The organism is Lysobacter sp. Soil_C_59 (assembly GCF_057656415.1).
On sequence record NZ_JBDGKK010000005.1, the window covers coordinates 54,788 to 76,967 of the forward strand.

The 22,180-nt window shown below is 67.0% G+C and carries 20 protein-coding genes and 1 pseudogene; 6 read left to right on the forward strand and 15 right to left on the reverse strand.

Going from position 1 to position 22,180, the window contains the following annotated elements; translation table 11 throughout:
• Nucleotides 1-41: 41 nt before the first annotated feature.
• The 9 genes from AC3A3Q_RS11525 to AC3A3Q_RS11565 all read right to left on the reverse strand — a co-directional run bounded on the left by AC3A3Q_RS11525 (nucleotide 42) and on the right by AC3A3Q_RS11565 (nucleotide 9,455).
• Nucleotides 42-2,396 (reverse strand): TonB-dependent receptor, encoded by a 2,355-nt coding sequence (locus AC3A3Q_RS11525; protein ID WP_487586392.1) that lies wholly within the window; start codon nucleotides 2,394-2,396, stop codon nucleotides 42-44.
• 200 nt (nucleotides 2,397-2,596) lie between these two features.
• Nucleotides 2,597-2,920 (reverse strand): Rieske (2Fe-2S) protein, encoded by a 324-nt coding sequence (locus AC3A3Q_RS11530; RefSeq protein ID WP_487586393.1) that lies wholly within the window; start codon nucleotides 2,918-2,920, stop codon nucleotides 2,597-2,599.
• Between the two features lie 3 nt (nucleotides 2,921-2,923).
• Nucleotides 2,924-3,493 (reverse strand): GNAT family N-acetyltransferase, encoded by a 570-nt coding sequence (locus AC3A3Q_RS11535; protein ID WP_487586394.1) that lies wholly within the window; start codon nucleotides 3,491-3,493, stop codon nucleotides 2,924-2,926.
• The gene (locus AC3A3Q_RS11540; protein WP_487586395.1) at nucleotides 3,490-4,725 is read right to left on the reverse strand and encodes a cysteine desulfurase; all 1,236 of its coding nucleotides are present in this window, start codon (nucleotides 4,723-4,725) and stop codon (nucleotides 3,490-3,492) included. The genes AC3A3Q_RS11535 and AC3A3Q_RS11540 overlap by 4 nt, the downstream gene beginning before the upstream one ends.
• Complete coding sequence (sufD, locus tag AC3A3Q_RS11545) at nucleotides 4,722-6,017, reverse strand: Fe-S cluster assembly protein SufD (RefSeq protein ID WP_487586396.1); 1,296 nt, start codon at nucleotides 6,015-6,017, stop codon at nucleotides 4,722-4,724. Before sufD ends, AC3A3Q_RS11540 begins: the two co-directional genes overlap by 4 nt.
• A gap of 1 nt (nucleotide 6,018) precedes the next feature.
• Nucleotides 6,019-6,783, reverse strand: coding sequence for a Fe-S cluster assembly ATPase SufC (gene sufC, locus AC3A3Q_RS11550; RefSeq protein ID WP_487586397.1), 765 nt, complete (start codon nucleotides 6,781-6,783; stop codon nucleotides 6,019-6,021).
• Between the two features lie 33 nt (nucleotides 6,784-6,816).
• The gene (gene sufB / locus AC3A3Q_RS11555; protein ID WP_487586398.1) at nucleotides 6,817-8,265 is read right to left on the reverse strand and encodes a Fe-S cluster assembly protein SufB; all 1,449 of its coding nucleotides are present in this window, start codon (nucleotides 8,263-8,265) and stop codon (nucleotides 6,817-6,819) included.
• Between the two features lie 43 nt (nucleotides 8,266-8,308).
• A complete protein-coding gene (locus AC3A3Q_RS11560) occupies nucleotides 8,309-8,773 on the reverse strand; it encodes an SUF system Fe-S cluster assembly regulator (protein WP_487586399.1) in 465 nt (154 codons plus the stop codon).
• 133 nt (nucleotides 8,774-8,906) lie between these two features.
• On the reverse strand, nucleotides 8,907-9,455 hold the full coding sequence (locus tag AC3A3Q_RS11565; protein ID WP_487586400.1) for a cytochrome C: 549 nt from the start codon (nucleotides 9,453-9,455) through the stop codon (nucleotides 8,907-8,909).
• Between the two features lie 127 nt (nucleotides 9,456-9,582).
• Between AC3A3Q_RS11565 and AC3A3Q_RS11570 the strand changes: the two are divergent.
• The 3 genes and pseudogenes from AC3A3Q_RS11570 to AC3A3Q_RS11580 all read left to right on the forward strand — a co-directional run.
• A pseudogene (locus tag AC3A3Q_RS11570) lies at nucleotides 9,583-10,044 on the forward strand (SET domain-containing protein); the annotation flags it as partial.
• 277 nt (nucleotides 10,045-10,321) lie between these two features.
• Nucleotides 10,322-11,119, forward strand: coding sequence for a 3-hydroxybutyrate dehydrogenase (locus AC3A3Q_RS11575; protein WP_487586401.1), 798 nt, complete (start codon nucleotides 10,322-10,324; stop codon nucleotides 11,117-11,119).
• Nucleotides 11,120-11,369: 250 nt separating this feature from the next.
• On the forward strand, nucleotides 11,370-13,601 hold the full coding sequence (locus AC3A3Q_RS11580) for a DUF5916 domain-containing protein (RefSeq protein ID WP_487586402.1): 2,232 nt from the start codon (nucleotides 11,370-11,372) through the stop codon (nucleotides 13,599-13,601).
• Between the two features lie 577 nt (nucleotides 13,602-14,178).
• Here the strand turns inward: AC3A3Q_RS11580 and AC3A3Q_RS11585 are convergent.
• The 5 genes from AC3A3Q_RS11585 to fusA form a co-directional block, all read right to left on the reverse strand.
• Entirely contained in the window at nucleotides 14,179-14,619 is a 441-nt protein-coding gene (locus AC3A3Q_RS11585; RefSeq protein ID WP_487586403.1) for a putative toxin-antitoxin system toxin component, PIN family, read from the reverse strand.
• A 27-nt stretch (nucleotides 14,620-14,646) separates the two neighbouring features.
• Nucleotides 14,647-15,330: a hypothetical protein gene (locus AC3A3Q_RS11590; RefSeq protein ID WP_487586404.1), complete on the reverse strand. Its 684-nt coding sequence runs from the start codon at nucleotides 15,328-15,330 to the stop codon at nucleotides 14,647-14,649.
• A gap of 1 nt (nucleotide 15,331) precedes the next feature.
• Nucleotides 15,332-15,922, reverse strand: coding sequence for a YceB family lipoprotein (locus tag AC3A3Q_RS11595; RefSeq protein WP_487586405.1), 591 nt, complete (start codon nucleotides 15,920-15,922; stop codon nucleotides 15,332-15,334).
• A 75-nt stretch (nucleotides 15,923-15,997) separates the two neighbouring features.
• Complete coding sequence (locus tag AC3A3Q_RS11600) at nucleotides 15,998-17,287, reverse strand: DUF2272 domain-containing protein (RefSeq protein WP_487586406.1); 1,290 nt, start codon at nucleotides 17,285-17,287, stop codon at nucleotides 15,998-16,000.
• 147 nt (nucleotides 17,288-17,434) lie between these two features.
• Nucleotides 17,435-19,492 (reverse strand): elongation factor G, encoded by a 2,058-nt coding sequence (gene fusA, locus AC3A3Q_RS11605; RefSeq protein WP_487586407.1) that lies wholly within the window; start codon nucleotides 19,490-19,492, stop codon nucleotides 17,435-17,437.
• Between the two features lie 358 nt (nucleotides 19,493-19,850).
• Between fusA and AC3A3Q_RS11610 the strand changes: the two genes are divergently transcribed.
• The 3 genes from AC3A3Q_RS11610 to AC3A3Q_RS11620 all read left to right on the forward strand — a co-directional run bounded on the left by AC3A3Q_RS11610 (nucleotide 19,851) and on the right by AC3A3Q_RS11620 (nucleotide 21,270).
• Entirely contained in the window at nucleotides 19,851-20,030 is a 180-nt protein-coding gene (locus tag AC3A3Q_RS11610) for a hypothetical protein (RefSeq protein WP_487586408.1), read from the forward strand.
• Between the two features lie 77 nt (nucleotides 20,031-20,107).
• On the forward strand, nucleotides 20,108-20,542 hold the full coding sequence (locus tag AC3A3Q_RS11615) for an OsmC family protein (protein WP_200604339.1): 435 nt from the start codon (nucleotides 20,108-20,110) through the stop codon (nucleotides 20,540-20,542).
• An 8-nt stretch (nucleotides 20,543-20,550) separates the two neighbouring features.
• On the forward strand, nucleotides 20,551-21,270 hold the full coding sequence (locus AC3A3Q_RS11620) for an alpha/beta hydrolase (RefSeq protein WP_487586409.1): 720 nt from the start codon (nucleotides 20,551-20,553) through the stop codon (nucleotides 21,268-21,270).
• 9 nt (nucleotides 21,271-21,279) lie between these two features.
• Here AC3A3Q_RS11620 and AC3A3Q_RS11625 read toward each other — a convergent pair whose 3' ends face one another.
• Nucleotides 21,280-22,176, reverse strand: a complete 897-nt coding sequence (locus AC3A3Q_RS11625; RefSeq protein WP_487586410.1) for a PhzF family phenazine biosynthesis protein — start codon at nucleotides 22,174-22,176, stop codon at nucleotides 21,280-21,282.
• Nucleotides 22,177-22,180: the final 4 nt, after the last annotated feature.

Sequence of the window (22,180 nt, forward strand, 5' to 3'; positions counted from 1 at the left end):
TGGGCCGGGCGGCGCGGGGACCGGTCAGGACTCAGTCCGGATTAGAACCTGTACGCGGCACTCAATACCACCGAGCGGGTATCGCCCGGCGTCGACCAGCCGTTGTTGCGGACGCGGGTGTAGTACTCCTTGTCGAACAGGTTGTTGGCGTTGAGCTGCAGGCTCAGGCGCTCGTTGATGTCGTAGCCGACCATCGCCCGGTGGGTGGTGTAGCCCTTGATGTCGCCGGCGTTGGCGCCGACGCCGGTGTAGTACTCGTAGCCGCTCTGGTAGGTGATGCCGTAACCGAAGGTCCACTGGCTGAGGTCGTAGGTGGTCCAAAGGCTGCCCGAACGCTCCGGCGTACCGCTGATCGGCCGGCCCTTGATCGGGTCGGGATTGGCCGCGGTGTTGCCGCAGGCGGTGCTCGGGTTGGCGATGCAGTTGTCGGACACGCCCTGCAGCACTTCGCTGTCGAGCCAGGTGACGTTGGCGAAGATCGACCAGTCATGGGTGATCTGGCCGGCGACGCCGAGGGTGACACCGTCCACGCGCGCTTCGCCGTCGAGCTGCTGCTCGCCGCTGGGGTTGAGCGGATTGCCCGGGTCGGCGACCTTGAACTCCTCGCGGTCGTTGCGGAACACCGACGCGGTCAACGCCAGGCGGTTGCCGATGTCCCACTTGGTGCCGATCTCGTAGTTGACCGCGGTTTCCGGGTCGACGTTGCAATTGGCGGTACCGGTGGTGCTGGTCAGCGTGCACGAGCCGTTGACGGAGGCCTTCGACGGCGTCTTGCTGTTGGAGTACGACACGTAGATGGTGCCGTTCTCGCGCGGCTTGTAGACCAGTCCGGCGCGGTAGGAGAACAGATCATCCTCGTTGGCGGCCACCGGCGCGCGGCCGAGGACCGCACCGATGTTGGTGTTGTCCGGACGCGGGTTGGCTGCCGTCGGCGCGGTGTAGGTCTTGATGTTCCAGATGGCGCTGTCGCCCTCGTTGTGCTCGTAGCGCGCGCCGAGGTTCAGCATCCACTGCTGGTTGAACTCGAGCGTGTCGAACACGTAGACGGCCTGGTTGTCCTGGGTGCCTTCGGTGCGGCCGACCAGGAACGGATTGATCGGGCCGGTCCACAGCGAGTCGGGGTTGGTCAGGCTCATGATCGGCGGCGTGACCGGCGTGCCGTCCGCAGTGCGCAGCAGGTTGACCGTGTCGAGGTCGAAGCTCTCGTGCGAGAACGAGACGCCGGCGACCAGCGAGTGCTGGACCGAACCGGTGGCGAAGCGCGAGGTCAGGTCGGTCTGGCTGATGGCGATGCCGTTGCGGGTGTCGCGCGAATGGCCGCGCGGACCGCTGGGCTGGTAGGTGTTGGGCGTGAGCGGGCGCGGGCAAGCCAGGCCGGTGGCGGCGTTGATGCCACCTTCCAGGCACCAGGTGCCCTGCGGCGCGTCAACGACGGAGAGCTGGTCGACCTGCTGGAAACGGGCCAGGCTGCGCAGCGTCATGCGGTCGCTGAAATCGTGTTCAAACACGCCGGTGAGCATGTCGACATCGATCTCCTGCTTGTCGATGTTGCGGTAGCCGTAGTAGTTGGACGGGTCGACACCCGGCAGCGGGCCGCCAAAGGCGCTGAAGTAGGGCACGCCGTACTGCGGGACGTTGTCGTCGCTCTGGTGGAAGTAACTGACGGTGAAGCGGGTATCGCTACCCAGGCCGAAGGCCAGCGACGGGGCGATGCCCCAACGTTCGAAGGTCTCGACATCGCGGCCCGGGGCGTCGTTCTGGTGGACCATCGCGTTGATGCGGAACGCGGTGCCGTTGTCGAAGTCAGTGTTGCTGTCGAGGGTGATGCGGCCGTAGCTGTCGGTACCCGCGCCACCCTGCAGCACGGTGAAATCACCCGCGCGCGCGGCCTTGCTGACCAGGTTGATGTTGCCGCCGACCGAACCGGCGCCGGAATACACCGAGTTGGAACCGTTGATCAGTTCGATCGCATCGAGGTTGAAGCTGTCGGTGCGGGTGTACTGGGCGCTGTCGCGGACGTTGTCGGTGGTGATGTCGCTGTTGGCGTTGAAGCCGCGCAGGATGATGCTGTCGCCATAACCGCCGCCGCCTTCGCCGGCACCGAAGGTGATGCCGGGCAGGGTGGACAGGACGTCGCGCAGGCCGATCAGGTTCTGCTGATCCATCACGTCCTTGGTGACCACCGTAATCGTCTGCGGCGTGTCGAGCAGCGGCTCGGTGTACTTCACCGACGAGGGCTTCTCGACGTACTGGCCATGCACTTCGATCTTGTCGAGGTCCTTTGCCTGCGGCTCGCCGGCCGGGTCAGCCAGCACGGGGGAGGAGACGACCAGGGCGGTGATGGCCATGGCGACTGCGCCGGCGAGCGGCGAAACGGCGAACTTCCTGTTGTACATGGGGGATCCTGAGAGTCGGAGTGCGGCGCGCTGCCGCTGCGATCGACAATGGTAATGAGAGCGATTCCCATTTGCAACGAAAACTGAACGCGGGATCGGCCAGACGGCCCGTCCGGGCAGGCAAACGTCGTCGTTGGCCCAGGGGCACGAGCCCCGGAGCCAGTCACGTCAGCCAGTCAAACAGGGGGTTGCAGCGATGCTCAGCCGCGATCGTCGCGGGTCCAGATCCCGCCGTCCTCGACCTTGACCGGGAACTTCGGCACCGGTTCGTAGGCCGGCGCGCACAGCGGGCGGCCATCGCGCACGTCGAACTTCGCGCCGTGCAGGACGCATTCGATCGTGGCTTCTTCGCCGTCGAAGGTGCCGGCGGACAGCTCGAAGTCCTCGTGCGAGCACTTGTCTTCGAGCGCGTAGTAATCGCCGTCGTAGTTGAGCACCAGGATCGGCGTGTCACCGTCCCAGGCCACGGTCGATTCGCCCGGAAGCAGTTGCGAGGTGGCGCAGACGAAGACCCAGTCGCTCATGCCCTACAGCGCCTTTTCGAGGATTTCGAAACGCAGGTCGTCGCGCTTGGGTTCGCCGAAGCGCGCGTCGCCGTACGGGAACGGCTTCTTGATGCCGGTGCGGTGGTAGCCGCGGCGCTCGTAGAAGGCGATGAGCTCCTCGCGCACGTCGATCACGGTCATGCGCATCGCGGCCATGCCCCAGTCCTCGCGGACCAGGCGCTCGGCCTCGTTGATGACGACCTTGCCGATGCCGCCGCCCTGCAGGGTCGGGTTGACCGAGAACATGCCGAAGTAGCCGGCACCGTGTTCGACCGCAACGTGGGCGCAGGCGAGCAGTTCGCGACGACCGTCGGCGGCAACGCGCTCGGCAATGAGGATCACGCTCTGCGGACGATCGATGCAGGCCTGGATGTCGTCGGCGCCGGTGCGGCGGCCGCCGAGCAGGTCGGCTTCGGTGGTCCAGCCCTGCTTGCTGGCGTCGCCGCGGTAGGCCGACTCGACCAGCGCGACCAGCGCGTCGATGTCGGCGTGGGTGGCGTGGCGGAACTCGATGGCGGGCGCGACGGGCGCGGAGGCGTGGTGAGCAGTCATGCGAGCAGTTTACGTACCTTGCGCAGCGCCGCAACGAAGGCCTCGATCTCGTCGTGGGTGTTGTAGAAGGCCAGCGAGGCGCGGCAGGTCGCGGCGACGCCGAAGTGGTGCATCAGCGGATGCGCGCAATGGTGGCCGGAGCGGATCGCCACGCCTTCCAGGTCGAGCAGGGTGGCCAGGTCGTGCGCGTGCGCGCCCTCGACCAGGAAGCTGATCACCGCCGCCTTCTCGCGGGCCTCGCCGAAGATGCGCACGCCCTCGACCTTCCCCAGCTCCTCGGTGGCGTGGGCCAGCAGGGCCTGCTCGCGCGCCTCGACGTTGTGCATGCCCAGCGACGACAGGTAGTCGACCGCCGCGCCCAGGCCGATGAAGCCGGCGATGTTCGGCGTGCCGGCCTCGAACTTGTGCGGCGGGTCGTTGAAGACCGTGCCTTCAAAGCGCACTTCCTTGATCATCTCGCCGCCGCCGATGAACGGTGGCATCGCCGCCAGGTGCTCACGACGCGCCCACAGCGCGCCGGTGCCGGTCGGGCCGGACATCTTGTGGCCGGTGATGGCGTAGAAGTCGCAGCCGACCGCGGCGATGTCGAGCACGCGATGCGGCGCCGCCTGGGAGCCGTCGACCACCGTGACGATTCCTCGCTTGCGGGCTTCGCGGCAGATCTCGCGCACCGGGTTGACGGTGCCGAGCACGTTGGACACGTGGGTCAGCGACAGCAGCTTCACTTCCGGCGTGAGCAGCGCGTACAGGCGCTCGAGGTCGAGCTCGCCGCGCTCATTGAGCTCGGCAACCTTGATCGTCGCGCCGGTGCGCTGCGCAACCAGCTGCCACGGCACGATGTTGGCGTGGTGCTCCATGCGCGTGAGCACGATCGCATCGCCGGGCTGCAGGCGCGGCAGCGCCCACGAATAGGCGACCAGGTTCAACGCGAAAGTCGTGCCGCTGCACAGCACCAGTTCGTCGCCGCGCACGTTGAAGAACTTCGCCAGCTTGTTGCGCGCGCCCTCGTAGGCGTCGGTCGCCTCGGTGCCCAGTGCGTGCACGGCGCGGCTGACGTTGGCGTTGTGGTGGCGGTAGAAGTCGTCGACCGCGGCGATGACCGTCTCCGGCTTCTGCCCGGTGTTGGCCGAGTCGAAGTAGATCAGCGGCTTGCCGTGGACCTGGCGGGTCAGCAGCGGGAAGTCGGCGCGGACCCGGGCCCAGTCGATGGTGCTGTCGAGGGAGGCGGTCATGCGGTCTCCAGCGTAGCCAGCGCGGCATCGAGGCGGGCGGTCAGGGTCTCGCGCAGAACGCGATCCGCGAACACGGCCAGGGTCTCGCGGCAGAACGCCGCGGTCAGCAGTGCCCGCGCCTGTTCGGCCGGCACGCCGCGGCTGCGCAGGTAGAACAGCGCGGTTGCATCAAGCTGGCCGACGGTGGCGCCGTGCGCGGCCTGCACTTCGTCGGCGTGGATCTCGAGCACCGGCTGGGTGTCGATCTCGGCACCTTCGCTCAGCAGCAGGTTCTTGTTGGACAGGTTGGCGGCGGTGCCGTCGGCGCCTTCGCGGATCAGGATGCCGCCGTGGAAGGCGGCCTTGGCACGACCGGAACCGAGACCGCGCCAGGTCAGGTCGCAGCTGCTGTCGCGGCCGACGTGGTCGATGCCCAGGCGGGTATCGAGGTGGCGCTTGCCGGTGGCGAGCAGGACGCCGTTGGCATGCAGCTTCGCGCCATCGCCGTGCAGGGCGACGTTGAGCTCATGGCGCGACAGGCCGGCGCCGAGTTCGAGGTCGAGGCGGCGATACTCGGCCGACTTCGCCATCACCGCATCGGTGCGCGAGATCAGCGTGGCGGTGGCGCCCTCGTCCTGTACGCGGGCATGGTTGAGCGTGGCGTTCGGGCCCAGGTGCACGTGCGTCACGGCATTGGCCAGGTGGCTGTGCGCGCTGGCACCGAGCTGGTGCTCGACGACGGTCAGGGTCGCGCCTTCGCGCAACTCGATCAGGTTGCGCAGGTGCCAGGCGCGGTCGCCATTGCTGGCGGCGCCGATGAACACCAGGTGCAGCGGCGCCGCAGCGTGCGCGCCAGCTTCGGCGCGCAGCACGATGCCATCGTCGGCCAGCGCCGAGTTGAGGCGGGCGAAAATCTCGTCGGCGCGATCGAAGCGGCGGGCGAGGAAGTTGGCCTCGCGCGGCTCGCCTTCGCGCAGCACCTGCGAGAGCGGCTGCAGCGTGATGCCGGCGCCGAGTCCGGCGATGTCGCAATGGGCGGTATCGAGGCGGCCGTTGACGAAGACGATCCGCGGCGCCGGGATGGCATCGAGCAGGGTGGCATCGTAGTCGGGCACGGAGTCGTCGCTGGCGACGAAGCTGCGGCGTTCCAGCGAACGCAGCGGCGTGTACTTCCACGCTTCGACGCGGGCATGCGGGATGCCGTCGCGGATTGCCGCCTCGAGCGCTGCCTTGCGGCTGTCGCCCAGGCCGGCGGCGTCGCGCGCGGCCAGCGAATCGAAGGCAGTGGCGAAGGAGTCGAGCAGGGCGCTCATGTCAGACCGCCGCCTGCGGCGCGATGCGATCCTTGACCCAGGCGTAGCCGTGCTCTTCCAGCTGCAGGGCCAGTTCCGGTCCGCCGCTCTCGACCACGCGACCGTCGGCAAGCACGTGCACCACGTCGGGCTTGATGTAGTCGAGCAGGCGCTGGTAGTGGGTGATGACCAGGAACGCGCGGCCGGCATCGCGCAGCGCGTTGACGCCGTCGGCGACGGCCTTGAGCGCGTCGATGTCCAGGCCCGAGTCGGTCTCGTCGAGGATCGCCAGGCGCGGTTCGAGCAGCGCCAGCTGGAAGATCTCGTTGCGCTTCTTCTCGCCGCCGCTGAAGCCTTCATTGACGCCGCGATGCAGCAGTTCGTCCTTCAAGTGAAGCACGGCCAGCTTCTGCCGCACCAGCTTGAGGAACTGCATCGAATCCAGTTCAGCCTCTCCGCGTGCCTTGCGCTGGGCGTTGAGGGCGGTGCGCAGGAAGTAGGTGTTGTTCACGCCCGGGATTTCGACCGGGTACTGGAAGGCCAGGAAGACGCCCGCGGCAGCGCGCTCTTCCGGCTCCAGTTCAAGCAGGTCGCGGCCGTCGAAGGTGACGGTGCCAGCGGTGACTTCATAGCCTTCGCGACCGGCCAGGATGTTGCCCAGGGTCGACTTGCCGGCGCCGTTGGGGCCCATGATCGCGTGCACCTGGCCGGCCTGGACGTCGAGCGACAGTCCCTTCAGGATTTCCTTGCCGGCGACGGATACGTGGAGGTTTTCGATCTTGAGCATGGTTGGTTCCGGGTTGTTCTTGCTAATCAAAGGTCAGCCGACCGAGCCTTCCAGGCTCACTTCCAGCAGCTTCTTGGCTTCCACCGCGAACTCCATCGGCAGTTCGCGGAACACCGACTTGCAGAAGCCATCGACGATCATCGACACCGCGTCTTCCGCGCCGATGCCGCGGCTGCGGCAATAGAACAGCTGGTCGTCGCTGATCTTCGACGTGGTCGCCTCGTGCTCGACGGTCGCGGTCGGGTGCCTGACTTCGATGTACGGGAAGGTGTGGGCGCCGCACTTCTTGCCGATCAGCAGGCTGTCGCACTGGGTGTGGTTGCGCGCGCCCTCGGCGCCGCCAAGCACCTTGACCAGGCCGCGGTAGGTGTTCTGACCGCGGCCGGCGCTGATGCCCTTGCTGATGATCTTGCTCTTGGTGCGCTTGCCGACGTGGATCATCTTCGTGCCGGTGTCGGCCTGCTGGCGATGGTGGGTCAGCGCGACCGAGTAGAACTCGCCGGTGGAGTCGTCGCCGAGCAGCACGCACGACGGATATTTCCAGGTGATCGCCGAGCCGGTCTCGACCTGGGTCCAGGAAATCTTCGAGCGCGCACCGCGGCATTCGCCACGCTTGGTGACGAAGTTGTAGATGCCGCCGACGCCGTTCTCGTCACCCGGGTACCAGTTCTGCACCGTCGAGTACTTGATCTCGGCGTCATCCAGCGCGACCAGTTCGACCACCGCCGCATGCAGCTGGTTCTCGTCGCGCATCGGCGCGGTGCAGCCTTCCAGGTACGAGACGTAGCTGCCTTCCTCGGCAATGATCAGGGTGCGCTCGAACTGGCCGGTGTTCATGGCGTTGATGCGGAAGTAGGTGCTCAGCTCCATCGGGCAGCGCACGCCCTTGGGGATGAACACGAAGCTGCCGTCGGAGAACACCGCCGAGTTGAGCGCGGCGAAATAGTTGTCGCCGGTCGGCACGACGCTGCCTAGGTACTGCTTCACCAGCTCCGGGTGGTCGTGGATGGCTTCCGACAGCGAGCAGAAGATCACGCCCTTTTCGGCAAGTTCCTTGCGGAAGGTCGTGCCGACGGAAACCGAGTCGAACACCGCATCGACCGCGACGCCGGCCAGCTTGGCGCGCTCGTGCAGCGGCACGCCGAGCTTCTCGTAGGTGTCGAGCAGCTCCTGCGGTACTTCGTCGAGCGAGGCGTACTTGGCCTTGGGCGCGGAGTAGTAGCTCAGCGCCTGCAGGTCGATCGGGGCGATGTTGAGCTTGGCCCAGTGCGGCATCGGCATGGTCAGGAAATGCCGGTACGCGGCCAGGCGCCACTCGGTCATCCACTCCGGCTCGTCCTTCTTGGCCGAGAGCGCACGGATGATGTCCTCGTTCAGGCCCGGCGGCAGACTGTCGGATTCGATGTCCGTGACGAAGCCGGCCTCGTACTTGCGGCCAAGCTGCTCATGGATCTCTTTGTTTTCTAGTACTTCGGTGGCCATTGGCTGCCTACAGGATTCGTTGTTGCATGGCGGGCGCGGCCCGCTACGCGTTGGCCAGGCGCAGGTCGATGCGCTTGGCCGTGGGATCGGGTGTCGTCGGTGGCGGTGGCGGCGCCAGCATCTGCGCCAGCGTCACGCCACGCAGGGCGTCGATCACCACATCGTTGATGCGGCGCCAGTTGGCGCGCACGCCACACGACTGCTCGATGCCGCAGTTGCCGGCATGGACGCTGCACTCGGTCATGCCGAGCGGCCCTTCCATGGCGATCACGATTTCCAGCAGGCCGATGTCCTCGGCGCGGCGGGCGAGGCGGTAGCCGCCGTTGGCGCCGCGGAAGCCTTCGACCAGGCCGGCCTGGGCGAGCGGCTTGAGCACCTTGGAAACGGTGGTGGCTTCGAGACCGGCGCGCTCGGCCAGTTCCGAGGCGCTGAGGACAGCGTCGGAACGGTGTGCGAGCACGGTCATGACGACCGTCGCGTAATCAGTGAGCTTGGTGACGCGGAGCATGGGGGCAGGCCGGTCGGGTTAATCCGTACCGGAATTGTACGGTTTCGGCCCCGCGCAGCCAAGAACCGGGGCGGAACGCTCCGGTTCCACCCTTGGAACGCCCTGTTCAGGCGGTCCTGCCCCGCCGGCCCGTTCAGGATCCGCCGGCTGTGGCGCTCGCTGCCACCGGCGGCGCCGCCGGCAGCACGAGGTCGAAGTAGGGCGGCTGCGGGTTCTGTCCCGGCGGGATGAAGGCCGGCGCCGGCTGCCCGGCGGGGCCGAGCGAGCGGACGAACTGGTAGATCGCGCGGCGGTCTTCGAGGGTCATGTCGCGGATCGCGAAATCGGGCATCAGCGGGCGCGTGCGCAGCGTCGCGCTGTAGTCCAGCCACTGCGTCTCGGTCATGGTCGACAGCCTCAGGCGCAAGTTTGTCGGATAGGTCGTGCCCCACGGCCCGCGGAAGCCCACCGGCGAACCGACAAGCCACTGGGCCTTGTCGACCTTGCCTTGGCTTTCTGCATAGCCGGGGGTATGGCAGTCATTGCAGCCGGTCGTCCTGGCCAGGTACTCGCCGCGTGCGAGCAGGTCGTTCTGTGCCGGCGCCTTGTGGTCGCTGCTGGAATGGCGTGCGTGCTCGCCTTGCTGGCAGCCGGCCAGGCAGAACAGGACAGTGACTGCGAGGGCTGATCGGATCGTCTTCATCGTTCGTGCACATCGGGAGGTGACCCACGCCAACGCAGTGATCGCCACGAACCGGCCAGACGCGATGGCGCGATGCGGCCGATCCGGGCCAGAATGTCCGCCTCCCGCAATGACTACCGGATTCCGCATGCCGCGCAAGATCGCCGCCCGTCGCTCCGCCATCCATGGCAACGGCGTATTCGCCGTCCAACCGATCGCCAAGGGCGAGCGCCTCATCGAGTACAAGGGCCAGCGCCGCACCCACGAGGAAGTCGACGCCGGCGAGAGCGGCGACATCGACACCGGCCACACGTTCCTGTTCACGCTCAACGACGAGTACGTCATCGACGCCAACTTCAAGGGCAACGACGCGCGCTGGATCAACCACAGCTGCATGCCGAACTGCGAAGCGGTGCTGGAAGAGGACGAGGGCAAGGATCGCCGCCTCGACAAGGTATTCATCGAGGCGATCCGCGACATCGCCCCGGGCGAGGAGCTGTCGTACAACTACGGCATCACCCTGGCCGAGAAGCACACCAAAGAGCTGAAGAAGATCTGGGAGTGCCGCTGCGGGTCGCCCGGCTGCACCGGCACGATGCTGCAGCCCAAGTCGGACAAGAAGAAAAAGAAGCAGGAAAAGAAGAAAGAGAAGCTGGCTGGCGAGGCCAAGCGGGCCAAGCTGGCCTGATTGGTCGCCGTCATCCCGGCGAACGCCGGGATCCATCGTGCCGGCGCCGGCGAGACCTGAAGTCGCCGGGTTCCCGCCTTCGCGGGAATGACGGGCAAGGCGTACCTTCGGGCAATGGTGTATCGCCCTCCAGCGCGGCCACACTTGAGGTAACGCGCGCGCCAGACACTGGCGCCCCACCCGCATCCAAGGAGTCACCATGAGCCTCGCAGGCAAGGTCGCCATCGTCACCGGAGCCGCCAGCGGCATCGGCAAGGAAATCGCGTTCGAGCTGGCGCGCGCCGGCGCGGCGATCGCCATCGCCGATCTCAACGCCGACGGCGCACAGGCGGTCGCCGCTGAAATCGCGGGCCAGGGCGGGCGCGCGTTGGGCCTTGCGATGGACGTCACCGATGAGGCCGCGGTCAATGCCGGCGTCGCCCGCGTGGTCGCCGAGCTGGGTGGAGTCGACATCCTGGTGTCCAACGCCGGCATCCAGATCGTCAATCCGATCGAGCAGTTCGCCTATGCCGACTGGAAGAAGATGCTGGCGATCCACCTCGATGGCGCGTTCCTGACCACCAAGGCCGTGCTTCCGCACATGTACGGCACAGGTCCCGACGGCAAGTCCCGCGGCGGCACCGTGATCTACATGGGCTCGGTCCACTCGCACCTGGCCTCGCCACTGAAGTCGGCCTACGTCACCGCCAAGCACGGCCTGCTGGGCCTGTCGCGCACGCTGGCCAAGGAAGGGGCGAAGCACTCGGTGCGCAGCCACGTCGTCTGCCCGGGCTTCGTGCGCACGCCGCTGGTCGACAAGCAGATTCCCGAGCAGGCCAGGGAACTGGGGATCAGCGAAGCCGAAGTGGTGAGCCGGGTCATGCTCGGCAACACCGTCGATGGCATCTTCACCACCGTCGAGGACGTCGCCCAGACCGTGCGCTTCCTGGCCGAGTTCCCCAGCGCGGCGCTGACGGGCCAGAGCTTCGTGGTCAGCCACGGCTGGCACATGCAGTAGCCCGGGCGGCCGGCCGGCCCGCGCGACAGCGGGCCACATAGGCGTGATGCGTGTCGGGGAAATTTGGTTGCAATGACTTCCGCCAGTCTGGCGCAGGGTGCGACTGCGTATAGGCTGTGCTCCGCTCGGGTACCACGGTGCCCTTGAAACGAGCCCAGCACGGAAGCTCTGGTCGGATGGCCGCCTGCGATGGCGGTGGTTGCGACGGGGATACCGGACTGGCAACCCCGACCACCGAGATTCCCCCTGAATGCACGGCACGCGCGCAACGTTGACCCTGGCCATCCTGGCCGCTCTGTCCACCCCGGCAATGGGCGTGGAAATCGATGGCCGCATCGATCCAGCCGAATGGCAGGGCGCGCGTGAGATCACCGACTTCCGCAAGGTGCAGCCCCTGAGCCGCGAGCCGGCCACGCTGCAGACCAAGGTGTGGGTGATGGCAACGCCCGAAGGCCTGGCGGTGGCCTTCCGCAACAACCAGCCGGTCGAGACACGGACCCGGCAGAAGGTGCAGCGCGACTTCGAGGCCCAGGTCGACCGCGTCAACCTGATGATCGATTACGACGGTGATGGCCGCACTGGCTACAACTTCACGGTCTCCTCGACCGACGGCATCGCCGATGCGGTGATCAGCAATGAAACCCAGTTCAACGACGACTGGGACGGCAACTGGCAGCACGCGGTCAGCGAGGACGACACCGGCTGGAACGTGGAGATGCTGATCCCCTGGTACATCGCGCCGATGCGCAATGGCAGCGATGGCATGCGCACGGTCAAGGTCTACTTCGATCGCGTCATCGGTTCCACCGGCGAGCGCTCGGCGTGGCCGGCGGCCAGCTTCGAGCGCCCGCGCTTCCTGTCCGATTTCGAGCCGATGCAGATTGCGCAGTACAGCCAGTCGCTCCTGGCGATCACGCCCTACGTGTCGGGGCTGTACGACAACGTCGGCGGTGACAGCGATCTCGACGGCGGCGCCGACATCTTCTGGAAGCCCAACGGCCAGTTCCAGTTGTCGGCGACGATCAACCCGGACTTCGGCCAGGTCGAGAGCGACGACCTGGTGGTGAACTTCAGCGCCACCGAAACCTTCATCAGCGACAAGCGCCCGTTCTTCACCGAGAACCAGGGCATCTTCGAGTTCACTACACCGTCGGACTTCAGCCAGCTGCTTTACACCCGTCGTGTCGGCGGCCCGGCCGATGACGGCAATGGCGCCGGCGACATCACCGCGGCGGTCAAGCTCAACGGCAGCGTCGGCGCGACCAAGTACGGCGTGTTCGCAGCCGACGAAGCCGACGAAGTCGGCCGCACCTTCGGCGCCCTGCGCGTGGTGCGCGACTTCGCCAGCCAGAACCTCGGCGTGATGCTGACCCAGGTCGATCGACCGTTCCTCGACCGCGAGGCATCGGTGATGGGCGTGGATCACAACTGGCGCCCCAACCAGCACGTCAGCGTCGAGACGCGCGTCATCGGCAGCCAGATCGACCAGGACGGTCGCACCACCGACGACACCGGCGCGACCATGTGGGTCAATTACGAAATGGAAGACGGCTGGCGCCAGCAGTGGCTGGCGATGCATTTCGGCGAAGAGCTGCAGATCAACGACTTCGGCTATCTCTCGCGCGCCAACCTCAACTACCTCAACTGGCAGGTGATGCGCCGCTTCACCGACCAGCCGGCCGAATCGCGCTATGCCTCCAAGGACTGGCGTGGCCGCATCAGCGGAACCGACAACGATCATGGCCAGCGCCTGCAGCGGCAGCTGCGCATCAGCCGCCAGGGCAACCTGCGCAACGGCAGCTTCGAGTACGCGCAGATCAACATCAACAGCGCCTTCGTCGACGACCTGCTCACGCGCGGCAACGGCAACGTCAACCTGCCGCCGAACTTCAATGCGTACCTGGAGTACGAACGACCGCGCAAGGGCAACTGGGGGTGGGAGCTGGAGGCCGACGCATTCAGCGGTGGCCTGGCCGGCAACGACCGGATCGGCTTCGACATCCGCCTGCAGCCGACGTACTTCTTCAGTGACGCCTTCAGCGTCTACCTGGGCGCGTACTACGAACAGATCCCGAGCTGGCTGGTCTGGCAGAACGACAACCTGATCGGCGAGTTCGACGAAAAGATGATGCAGATCAGCGCCGGCATGGACTGGAACATCGGCAGCAAGCAGGAGCTGCGCGTCAAGCTGCAGGCGCTGGGACTGGATGCGCCGTTGCGCCAGGCGTACCGGGTGGATGCCGGCGGCAACTCGATCGCCAGTGCCGATGCGGTCGACGACTTCAACGTGCAGAACCTGGGGTTCCAGATCCGCTATCGCTACGAGCTGGCGCCGCTGTCGTACCTGTACGTGGTCTATGGGCGCGGTGGGTACCAGCAGGAGCCGTTCTCGGAAGACACTGGCGAGGCCGTGCGCGACAGCCTGGAGCTGCGTGACGACGAGCAGCTGCTGGTAAAGCTGAGCTACCGCTTCGAGATCTGAGCCGTCATCCCGGCGAACGCCGGGATCCATCTTGACCTTGCTGTTGCTCATGGCCCTAGCCGAAGCAACGTCAACAGCTTCCGCCACTGAAGCGGCGGGTCACTTCTTCTTTGCTGGCCCAAAGAAGAAGTAACCAAGAAGAAACGGCCTCCCTGACAACCCAGTCCTACGACCGGAGTGCTCGAGGGGATTTTTCTAAGGGACATCCATGTCCCTTAGAAAAACGCCGCACGTCCTGTGCGGCGCCCTCCGGGTCTGCAAGCGCTGCTGGCTGCGAAGTTCACCTCGAAGGCACGAGGCAAAACCAACGTCCTTGGATCCCCGCCTTCGCGGGGATGACGGTGAGGTATACCCGTCATTCCCGCGAAGGCGGAAGCCTGAAGCGGCCAACAGCAACGTCAAGATGGATCCCGGCGTTCGCCGGGATGACGGTGATGGGGCGGACGGCGTGTCGGCCTGGGTCCCGGCGTTCGCCGGGACGACGGTGACAGAGCGGACGGCGTGTCGGCCTGGATCCCGGGGTTCGCCGGATGACGGTGAGAGGCGTTCGCCGGGATGACCGTGTCAAGGCGGGAGGTTACGGCCGCCACGCATCCGGTAGCAGGATCTCGAACAAGCCATCACGCCGTGTGCGGCGCGCCAGCACCAGAAGCGCGTCGTCACGGCTTAGCAGCCAGCGGGCGCCGCAGGCATGGGCGAGGTGCAGGAACTTCTGGTCATCGGGGTCGGCGCAGCGCGGCAGCACACCCTCCGGCACTACGGCCTTGGGCAGCAACTGGACCCGTGCATCGAATGCAGCAATGGCCGTCGCGCGTGCCGCCTCGTCCAGCCGCAGCTGCGGGTACTCCAGCACGCGCAGCCATTCCTCTCGACACTCCGTGTCGGTCACCGCAACCACGTCACCCGATTCCAGTGCGGCACGCAGCGTCGCCACGCGCGGATCACCGAACACGAACAGGTCCAGGCAGACGTTCGTGTCGAGGACCACCCTGGGCCGGACGTTATCCAACGTAGACATGATCCAACGAAGATGCGGCCCAACCGGTCAGGGCGTCGTGACTTCGCGGATGTCGGCCGAACCGATCCGCCACGCGCGCTGTTCGGCGGTGGCGCCGTCCACGACGGCGCGGCGCAGGGTATACGCGCCGACGAACTTGCGCTGGCTGCCATCGGCGGCGGTGGCGGTCATCGCCACCGGTACTTCGATGAAGCGCGAACCCGCCGCGGCATCGACCGCGCCCGGCGCAAGGATCTCGACCGAAACGCCGCTGGTGTCCTTGAATCCGTCGGCGAACTGCTGCGGGGTCTGGCCGCTGGCGCGCCCGCCGTCGGACCACAGCGCGTAGGCGCGGTCGAAATCGAGGCCATTGATCGCGGCGTAGTAGTCGCGGACGACAGCCATCGCGTCCTGCGCCGTCGGCTCGTTCGTCGCCGCGCCATCCGGCGCTACATCGATACCGGGAATCGGCTGGCCGGCCTCGTCTGCCGGCACGATCGGATTGCCCTGGTCGTCCAGCACGACCTCCTCGATGGCCTGCGGCGGCGGTCCGATCTGGCCCGGACCGGGCTGGTCGGGCATGCCGGTCACGCTGCCTGCGGCCTTGCCGGCGGGTGCGGGCAGCGCTTCGGCGCTGTCGCCACCACGCTGCCCTTGTGGCTTGTCATCACTGCAGGCGGCCAGCGACGCCGCCAGGGCGAGGCAGGCGATCAGGTTTCGCAACGTGGACATGTCACTGGTCCAGATGCACGACGACGGTGCCGCTCTCGATAGCCGTGGTGCCGATCCGGCGCGAGCCCAGCTTGTCGAGCAGGCTGTTGTCGAAACGGTAGATGGGTTCCTCGCGCGAGTACTCGCCCAGCCAGGAATTGAGCAGGGCGCGCGAGCTGCCAGTCATCGCACCACCCAGGGTCGGCACGTCGACCTGTTCGATGCGCGGATCCTGCAGGTGCAGGCCGCGCGTGCCCGGGTCGTAGCGCAGCGCGCTGGTCAGCGCGAAGTGGCCGGCCGGTCGGCTGCTGTCGCTGCCCAGCGCGCCCAGGCCCAGGTCGAAGTCGACGCGCAGTCGGTTCGACCCTTGCGGGATCGTCAGGCGCGGGTTCAACAGCGTCAGCGACACCAGGCCGCCGAGCTTGTCGTAATGCTTGGGAAAGTTGCGGTCGAGCGAGGCCTGCAGCTGCATCGGCGTGAACCGGACTTCGTTGCCCAGCAGTGCGCCCAGGCCGTTGAGGGTCGAACAGGCGGCAAGCACGAGGGCGAAGGCGACCACGGCGAGGCCGCGCCAAACATTGCGAGAATCGATGAGCGAGCGGCGCGAGGACATCCGGAACTCCACGAGTAATGCCCGCGACGATACGCGTGCGGCATGAATGAGAAAAGTCTCATGCCGGCGCCCGGTTCACGGCGTCTTGTGGGGTTCCTTGACGGGAGGGGCCTTGGATGGCCCCTTGGGCGGCGGAGTGACGGCCGGGGGCGTCGTTGAACCTGAGGGCTTGCCACGCGCCACCAGCGGCAGCGGCGGCGGAGCCCGCGTGCTGGAGGAGTAGCGGGCGTAGTCGCGGTACAACTGCAGCACCGTCGGCGTGCCGTCCAGGTCGTGCTTCGGCGCCGAACCCTGGCGCGGCTTGAGCACGGCGAACCAGCGGTGGGCGCCGATGATGTCGCGGTCGGTCAGCGGTTGACCCTTGCCGTCGATCGCGATCACCGACAGCGTCACCGCATGGTTGACGTTGCCGCCGATGGCAAACAGGCGGCGACGCTCGAGGTCGGTCTTGACCACCAGATCGCAGTGCAGCGACAGCGAGTCGCTGATGCCGCCGCGCACGTCGCCGATGGAGGCGAACGTGGCATTGCCGCGCGAAGTGCACAACAGGTCGCCGGCCGCGGGCGCGGTTTCCGTCAGGTCGTAGGCGACGTAGACGTGCGAGGCATCCTGGCCGTCTCGTGCACGCACCGCGGCGCGCACGTAATCGAAATGCGCGCCGCTGCGGCGGAACTGCTCGGTCGACAGCCCGGCCTCGCACGCCAGCCAGGAAATGAAAGCCGCCGACCATGGCATTGCCCAGCCCGCCTCGTGCCAGCCGTAGTTGACGATGCTCTGCACGCGCAGGGCTTCCTCGCTGCCGGTGGCGGCCCAGTAGCCGGCGATGGTGCCTTGCACTTGTGAGTCGTCTTCCATCAGGCCCAGGCGCGGAGCCTGGCGCAGCACGCGATTACCGACCGAAGCATTGCGGCCGGGGGCGATGATGTCGACCACGCCGGCCGCCTGCGGCATGCGCGGCACGATCGCCTGCGGCTCCACCGCCATGTCCAGCACCGGCAGGCCGAAATACGCCCATTCGGCGGTGGCCAGGTCGATCATGCGCGTGATTGCACTGCCGCCGCGGTCGGGGATCGACGGACACGACGACATCGCGATGTGGTAGCCGGAGGCGCGCGCCGGCGTGTAGCCATTGCCGTCACGCCGGTACAACGGTTCGAACGAATTGGGTCCGGTGCGCACCATCATCGGCGGTGCATCACTGCCGCGCGCGTACTCCACGCGGTATGCCGGATCCGGGAAGCCGGCCGGGCGCGCGAAGTTGGGGATGGCACGGCTGTTGCCTGCCTGCGCCCAGGTCGGGCCGGCGGCGATGAGCATGACGATGGCCAGCACAGCGTGCAGCACAACTCCGGACCCGTGGCGCATGTGTGCTTCCTGTGCAGGGGAAGTCACAGCTTGGGTCAGGGCATGTGAAGCCTGCATCTGTGAGTAGGAGCGAGCTTGCTCGCGAAAGGCGCATCCGTTGTCGGAACTCCTGTTCGCGAGCAAGCTCGCTCCTACCAAGCTGGACGATCAGTCCTCGTCCTGTCGGGGCTTGTAGGCCTCCACCAGCTTCTGCTGCACGTTGGCCGGCACCGGTTCGTAGTGGCTGAAGTCGAGCGAGTAGCGCCCGCGCCCGGCAGTCACCGACTTGAGTTCGGCCGCATAGCCCTCCAGCTCCGACAGCGGCACCTGCGCCTTCACCACGATCTCGTTGCCACGAACGCTGTCGGTGCCGCTGATGCGTGCGCGCTTGCTGGCCAGGCCACCGCTGACATCGCCCATGTGCTGCTCGGGCGCGTTGACCTCCAGTTCCACGATCGGCTCGAGCACCTGCGGCCGCGCCTTGCCGATCGCATCGAGGAACGCCTTCTTGCCCGCGGCGACGAAGGCGACTTCCTTGCTGTCGACCGGATGGTGCTTGCCGTCATAGACGATCACGCGCACGTCCTGGATCGGATAGCCGGCGACCGCGCCGCTGCCAAGTACCTGGCGCACGCCTTTCTCCACCGCCGGCATGAACTGGCCCGGGATGGTGCCGCCCTTGACCTCGTCGACGAACTCGAAGCCGCCACCGCGCGGCAATGGCTCGATGCGCAGGAACACTTCGCCGAACTGGCCGGCGCCACCGGTCTGCTTTTTGTGGCGATGATGGCCTTCGGCCTTGCCGCTGACCGTTTCCCGGTAGGCGATGCGCGGCGGACGCGATTTCACCTCAACACCGTAACGATCCTTCAGGCGCTCCAGGTTGATGCGCAGGTGCAGGTCGGACAAACCGCGGATCACTGTCTCGTTGGTCTCGGTCTCGTGCTCGACGACGAAGCACGGATCCTCCTCGGCCAGCTTGTGCAGGGCGGTGGCGAGCTTCTGCTCCTGGCCCTTGCTGGCCGCATCCACTGCCAGGCCGAACATCGGCTTCGGGAAATCCAGCGGCGCCAGGCGTATCTGGTCCTCGTCGTGGCTGTCGTGCAGCACTGCGTCGAAATGCAGTTCGTCGACCTTGGCCACCGCCGCGATGTCGCCCGGCAGCGCCTGTTCGATCTCGACGTGGTCCTTGCCCTTGAGCTTGAACAGGTGCCCGACCTTGAACGGTTTCTTGCCATCATCGATGAACAGCTGCGTGTCCTTCTTCACCAGTCCCTGGTACACCCGGAAGATGCCGAGCTTGCCGACGAAGGGGTCGTTGATGATCTTGAACACGTCGGCGACGACGTGCGCCTTCTGGTCCGGCACCGCCTGGAAACGCTGGCGATCGGTGCCGCGCTCGAACGGCGGCGGATTGGCTTCGGCCGGGTTCGGGAACCATTGCTCGGCGATGTCCAGCAACTTCCTCACTCCCACGTTGTTGCGCGCCGAGCAGAACAGCACCGGCACCAGGTGGCCTTCGCGCATGCACTGCTCGAACGCGTCGTGAAGTTCCTCGCCCGACAGACCGCCTTCGCCAAGATCGAGGTAATGCTCCATCACCGACTCGTTGATCTCGACGATCTGGTCGATGATCTTCTGGTGCCAGTCGGCGACCGGGCCAAGGTCGCTGTCACCGGTGGTGTTGCCGAGGCAATCGATGACCTTCTTGCCGCCGTCGGCCGGAAGGTTGAGCGGCAGGCATTCCGGGCCGAAGGTGTCGCGCAGCTGCGCCAGCACGCGCTCGACCGATGCGGCTTCGTGGTCGATCTTGTTGATCACCAGTGCGCGGCACAGGTTGCGCCCCTTGGCGTACTCCATCATCCGGCGCGTGCCGTATTCGACGCCGCTGTCGGCATCAACCACGATCACCACCGTTTCCACCGCGCCGAAGGCCGACAACGCCGGGCCGCGGAAATCCGGATACCCGGGGGTGTCGATCAGGTTGAGGTGGATGGTCTGGCCGTTGGCCGCGGCGTGGTCGATGCTGGCGATGGCCGAATCGATCGAGTGGCCGCGCTGTTTCTCGATGGCATCGAAATCGGACACCGTGCTGCCGCGTTCGATGCTGCCTGCCGTCTGGATTGCGCCGCCGGCCTGCAGCAGGGCTTCGAACAGTGTGGTTTTGCCGGCGCCGGGGTGGCCTGCCAAGGCCACGTTGCGGATGGATTGTGTGCTGTAGGACATGAGCGGACTTCTCCCGGTGTTGAGGAGGGAAGGCCGTCATGGCTGTCCGCGCTTCGCGCCGAAGCGTTGGGCGCTCGGCGGGCGGTCATGGCGGGTGCCGGCGGGAAGCCGGGAGGGCAAGCCTCGCGCAAGGGGCTGGGTGGGTCAAGCCTGCCGAACGCCAAACGGGTCAACTTTCGGAATCGTCCTATTCAAACCTTCACGAAGGTCATGCAAGCTGCCGCTCCCCGGGCGCACCACTGTGATGTCGTTGTGCCGCAGAGGTGTCGATCCTGCGTGAAGCTGCCTCCTGGCCGCGGGATCCAAACCGGTTACAGCCGCTCCGGGCCGGGTCGGTCACCGTTCGACGAGAATCCCCATGAAGATGTCCACCAAGCTGACAGTCATTGCCGCCTACGTCCTGATCGTTGCCGGGGTCGTATTCAAGGTGGGCTTCGACAGCCGCAATTACCTGCTGGTGATCCTGGGCCTGACATCCCTGGCGGTGCAGGTGATCCTCTTTCGCGTGAGGCGTCGGATCCGTCGGGTCAGGCGCTAGTTGCGTCCCGCCCGCGATGCCGCGCTAACGTTTCCGACTGTAGGCTGTGCGCTCTTGTACGCAGACGGAGCACGAGCATGGCCTTCAAGCGTTTCGCCGAAGCGGTCTGGCAGGGCGACCTGCAGTCCGGCAAGGGCGCGATGAGCACGCCGCAAAGCGGTCTGTTCGCCGACCAGAACTATTCCTTCAAGACCCGCTTCGGCGACGAGAAGGGCACCAACCCCGAGGAACTGCTGGCCGCGGCGCATGCCGGCTGCTTCTCGATGGCGCTTTCGGCGGTGCTGGGCAAATCCGGATTCACGCCCGAGCGGATCCAGACCCGAGCCGAAGTGACGATGGACCCGGGCATGGATCCGGGGCCGACGATCACCGGAGTGCAGCTGATCCTCACCGCCAAGGTGCCAGGCCTCAGCGCCGAGCAGTTCCAGCAGATCGCCGAGGCGGCCAAGGCCGGCTGCGTGATCTCGCGTGCACTGTCGGTGCCGGTGACCCTGTCGGCAACGCTGGGCTGACAGCGCCGATGCCGCCCGCGCAGGTGCGCCACGCCGTGCTGGTGCACGGCGCCGGTGGCGGCGGCTGGGAATGGGACATCTGGCGAGGCGTGCTCGAGTCGCGCGGCATCGAGTGTGTGTGCATGGACCTGGAGCCGGTGGCTGCGGGGCTGGCCGCCACCACCTTCGACGACTACCGGGCCCAGGTGCAGAAGGCGCTCGAAGCACTGCCGCGACCGCGCGTGCTGATCGGTGCAAGCCTGGGCGGGCTGCTGGCGGCAAGCTGTGCCGTATCCGCCGATGCGCTGGTACTGGTCAATCCGCTGCCGCCGGAGCCCTGGTCGGCGCGGTTGCCGCAACGCGACTGGCCGGATGTCGTGCCCTGGCGCCGAGACGCACGGTTGGCCTCGACGCGGCGCGCGCTTGCCGACGCCGACGATGCGACCGCGCTGTTTGCTTTCCGGCGCTGGCGCGATGAGTCCGGGGCGGTGCTGCGCCAGGCGCAATCAGGCGTGGCGGTGGCCGTGCCGCAGTGCCCGGTGCTCGTGATCGCCTCGGAGCTGGATGAGGACGTGCCGGCGGATGCCACCGCGACGGTGGCGGAGGCCTGGAGCGCCAGACTGGTTCGGCTGCCGGGTTCAACCCATGTCGGTCCGCTTTTGGGGCGGGACGCGGCGGACGTGGCGGGGCGCGCGGCGGCGTGGCTGGCCGACCACAACGTCCATGGATCCCCGCCTCCGCGGGGATGACGGCGCCGCTCAGGCCCAGTCGATCGTGCCGCGGACCACGTTGCAGATCTGGCCGCCCGACCAGACCTCGCCATCCCAGTCCACGCGCAGTTCCAGTCGCGCATCGAAGCCGACTTCGCGGCCCTGGCTGACGGTGTAGCGGTGGCCGCCGTCGTCCTGCGGACGACCGGGCAGGGCGTGGTTGTGGTTGAGCCAGGCCGCCAGCGTGGCGTTGGCGGCGCCCGAAGCGGCATCCTCGAAGCTCGCCGGAGCGCCTACGAACGCACGAACGACCAGGTCGTAGTCGCGCCCGGCATCGGCACGGGCAAAGGCGCACAGGCCCATCGACGCCGTGCCTTCGGCCAGCGCCGCGATCGCGTCCCAGTCCGGGTTGGCCCCGCGCAGGGCCGATTCGCTGGCCAGTTCGGCCAGCCACCAGCGCCGTCCGCCGTCCATCAGTGCCGGTGGCAGCACGCCCAGGTTCAGGCCGGACAGCGCCGGCTGCAGGCGCGGGTCGCTGCCATCGGCGACCTCGACCACCCGTGCTTTCGGCGTGCGCACGGCAATCGTGCGCGACGCGCCATTGCCGTTGACGGCCAGGGGCAACAGGCCGGCCACGCCCTCCTGGATCAACTGGCCGCCGCTGGCTTCGGCCAGCCCGGCCTCGAGCACCACGTGCGCGGTGCCGACGCTCGGATGCCCGGCAAACGGCACTTCGCGGCGCGGACTGAACATCCGGATGCGGTAGCTGGCTCCGGCCTGGGTCGGGGCGAAGACGAACGTGGTCTCCGGCAGCCGGGTCCAGCGGGCGATGGCCTGCATCCGGTCATCGTCGAGGCCATCGGTGTCCAGCACCACGGCCAGGGGATTGCCGGCGCCTGGGCGGTCGGCGAACACATCCAGTTGCAGGTAGCGGCGAAGCGTCATTCGG

Coding starts and splice junctions, on each gene's coding strand:
- AC3A3Q_RS11625 (WP_487586410.1), bottom strand. CDS start 22,176: ATGACGCTTCGCCGCTACCTGCAACTGGATGTGTTCGCCGACCGCCCA.
- AC3A3Q_RS11530 (WP_487586393.1), bottom strand. CDS start 2,920: ATGAGCGACTGGGTCTTCGTCTGCGCCACCTCGCAACTGCTTCCGGGC.
- AC3A3Q_RS11560 (WP_487586399.1), bottom strand. CDS start 8,773: ATGCTCCGCGTCACCAAGCTCACTGATTACGCGACGGTCGTCATGACC.
- AC3A3Q_RS11575 (WP_487586401.1), top strand. CDS start 10,322: ATGAGCCTCGCAGGCAAGGTCGCCATCGTCACCGGAGCCGCCAGCGGC.
- AC3A3Q_RS11620 (WP_487586409.1), top strand. CDS start 20,551: ATGCCGCCCGCGCAGGTGCGCCACGCCGTGCTGGTGCACGGCGCCGGT.
- AC3A3Q_RS11525 (WP_487586392.1), bottom strand. CDS start 2,396: ATGTACAACAGGAAGTTCGCCGTTTCGCCGCTCGCCGGCGCAGTCGCC.
- sufB (WP_487586398.1), bottom strand. CDS start 8,265: ATGGCCACCGAAGTACTAGAAAACAAAGAGATCCATGAGCAGCTTGGC.
- AC3A3Q_RS11595 (WP_487586405.1), bottom strand. CDS start 15,922: ATGTCCTCGCGCCGCTCGCTCATCGATTCTCGCAATGTTTGGCGCGGC.
- AC3A3Q_RS11585 (WP_487586403.1), bottom strand. CDS start 14,619: ATGTCTACGTTGGATAACGTCCGGCCCAGGGTGGTCCTCGACACGAAC.
- AC3A3Q_RS11535 (WP_487586394.1), bottom strand. CDS start 3,493: ATGACTGCTCACCACGCCTCCGCGCCCGTCGCGCCCGCCATCGAGTTC.
- AC3A3Q_RS11590 (WP_487586404.1), bottom strand. CDS start 15,330: ATGTCCACGTTGCGAAACCTGATCGCCTGCCTCGCCCTGGCGGCGTCG.
- AC3A3Q_RS11600 (WP_487586406.1), bottom strand. CDS start 17,287: ATGCGCCACGGGTCCGGAGTTGTGCTGCACGCTGTGCTGGCCATCGTC.
- AC3A3Q_RS11565 (WP_487586400.1), bottom strand. CDS start 9,455: ATGAAGACGATCCGATCAGCCCTCGCAGTCACTGTCCTGTTCTGCCTG.
- sufD (WP_487586396.1), bottom strand. CDS start 6,017: ATGAGCGCCCTGCTCGACTCCTTCGCCACTGCCTTCGATTCGCTGGCC.
- sufC (WP_487586397.1), bottom strand. CDS start 6,783: ATGCTCAAGATCGAAAACCTCCACGTATCCGTCGCCGGCAAGGAAATC.
- AC3A3Q_RS11610 (WP_487586408.1), top strand. CDS start 19,851: ATGAAGATGTCCACCAAGCTGACAGTCATTGCCGCCTACGTCCTGATC.
- AC3A3Q_RS11540 (WP_487586395.1), bottom strand. CDS start 4,725: ATGACCGCCTCCCTCGACAGCACCATCGACTGGGCCCGGGTCCGCGCC.
- AC3A3Q_RS11580 (WP_487586402.1), top strand. CDS start 11,370: ATGCACGGCACGCGCGCAACGTTGACCCTGGCCATCCTGGCCGCTCTG.
- fusA (WP_487586407.1), bottom strand. CDS start 19,492: ATGTCCTACAGCACACAATCCATCCGCAACGTGGCCTTGGCAGGCCAC.
- AC3A3Q_RS11615 (WP_200604339.1), top strand. CDS start 20,108: ATGGCCTTCAAGCGTTTCGCCGAAGCGGTCTGGCAGGGCGACCTGCAG.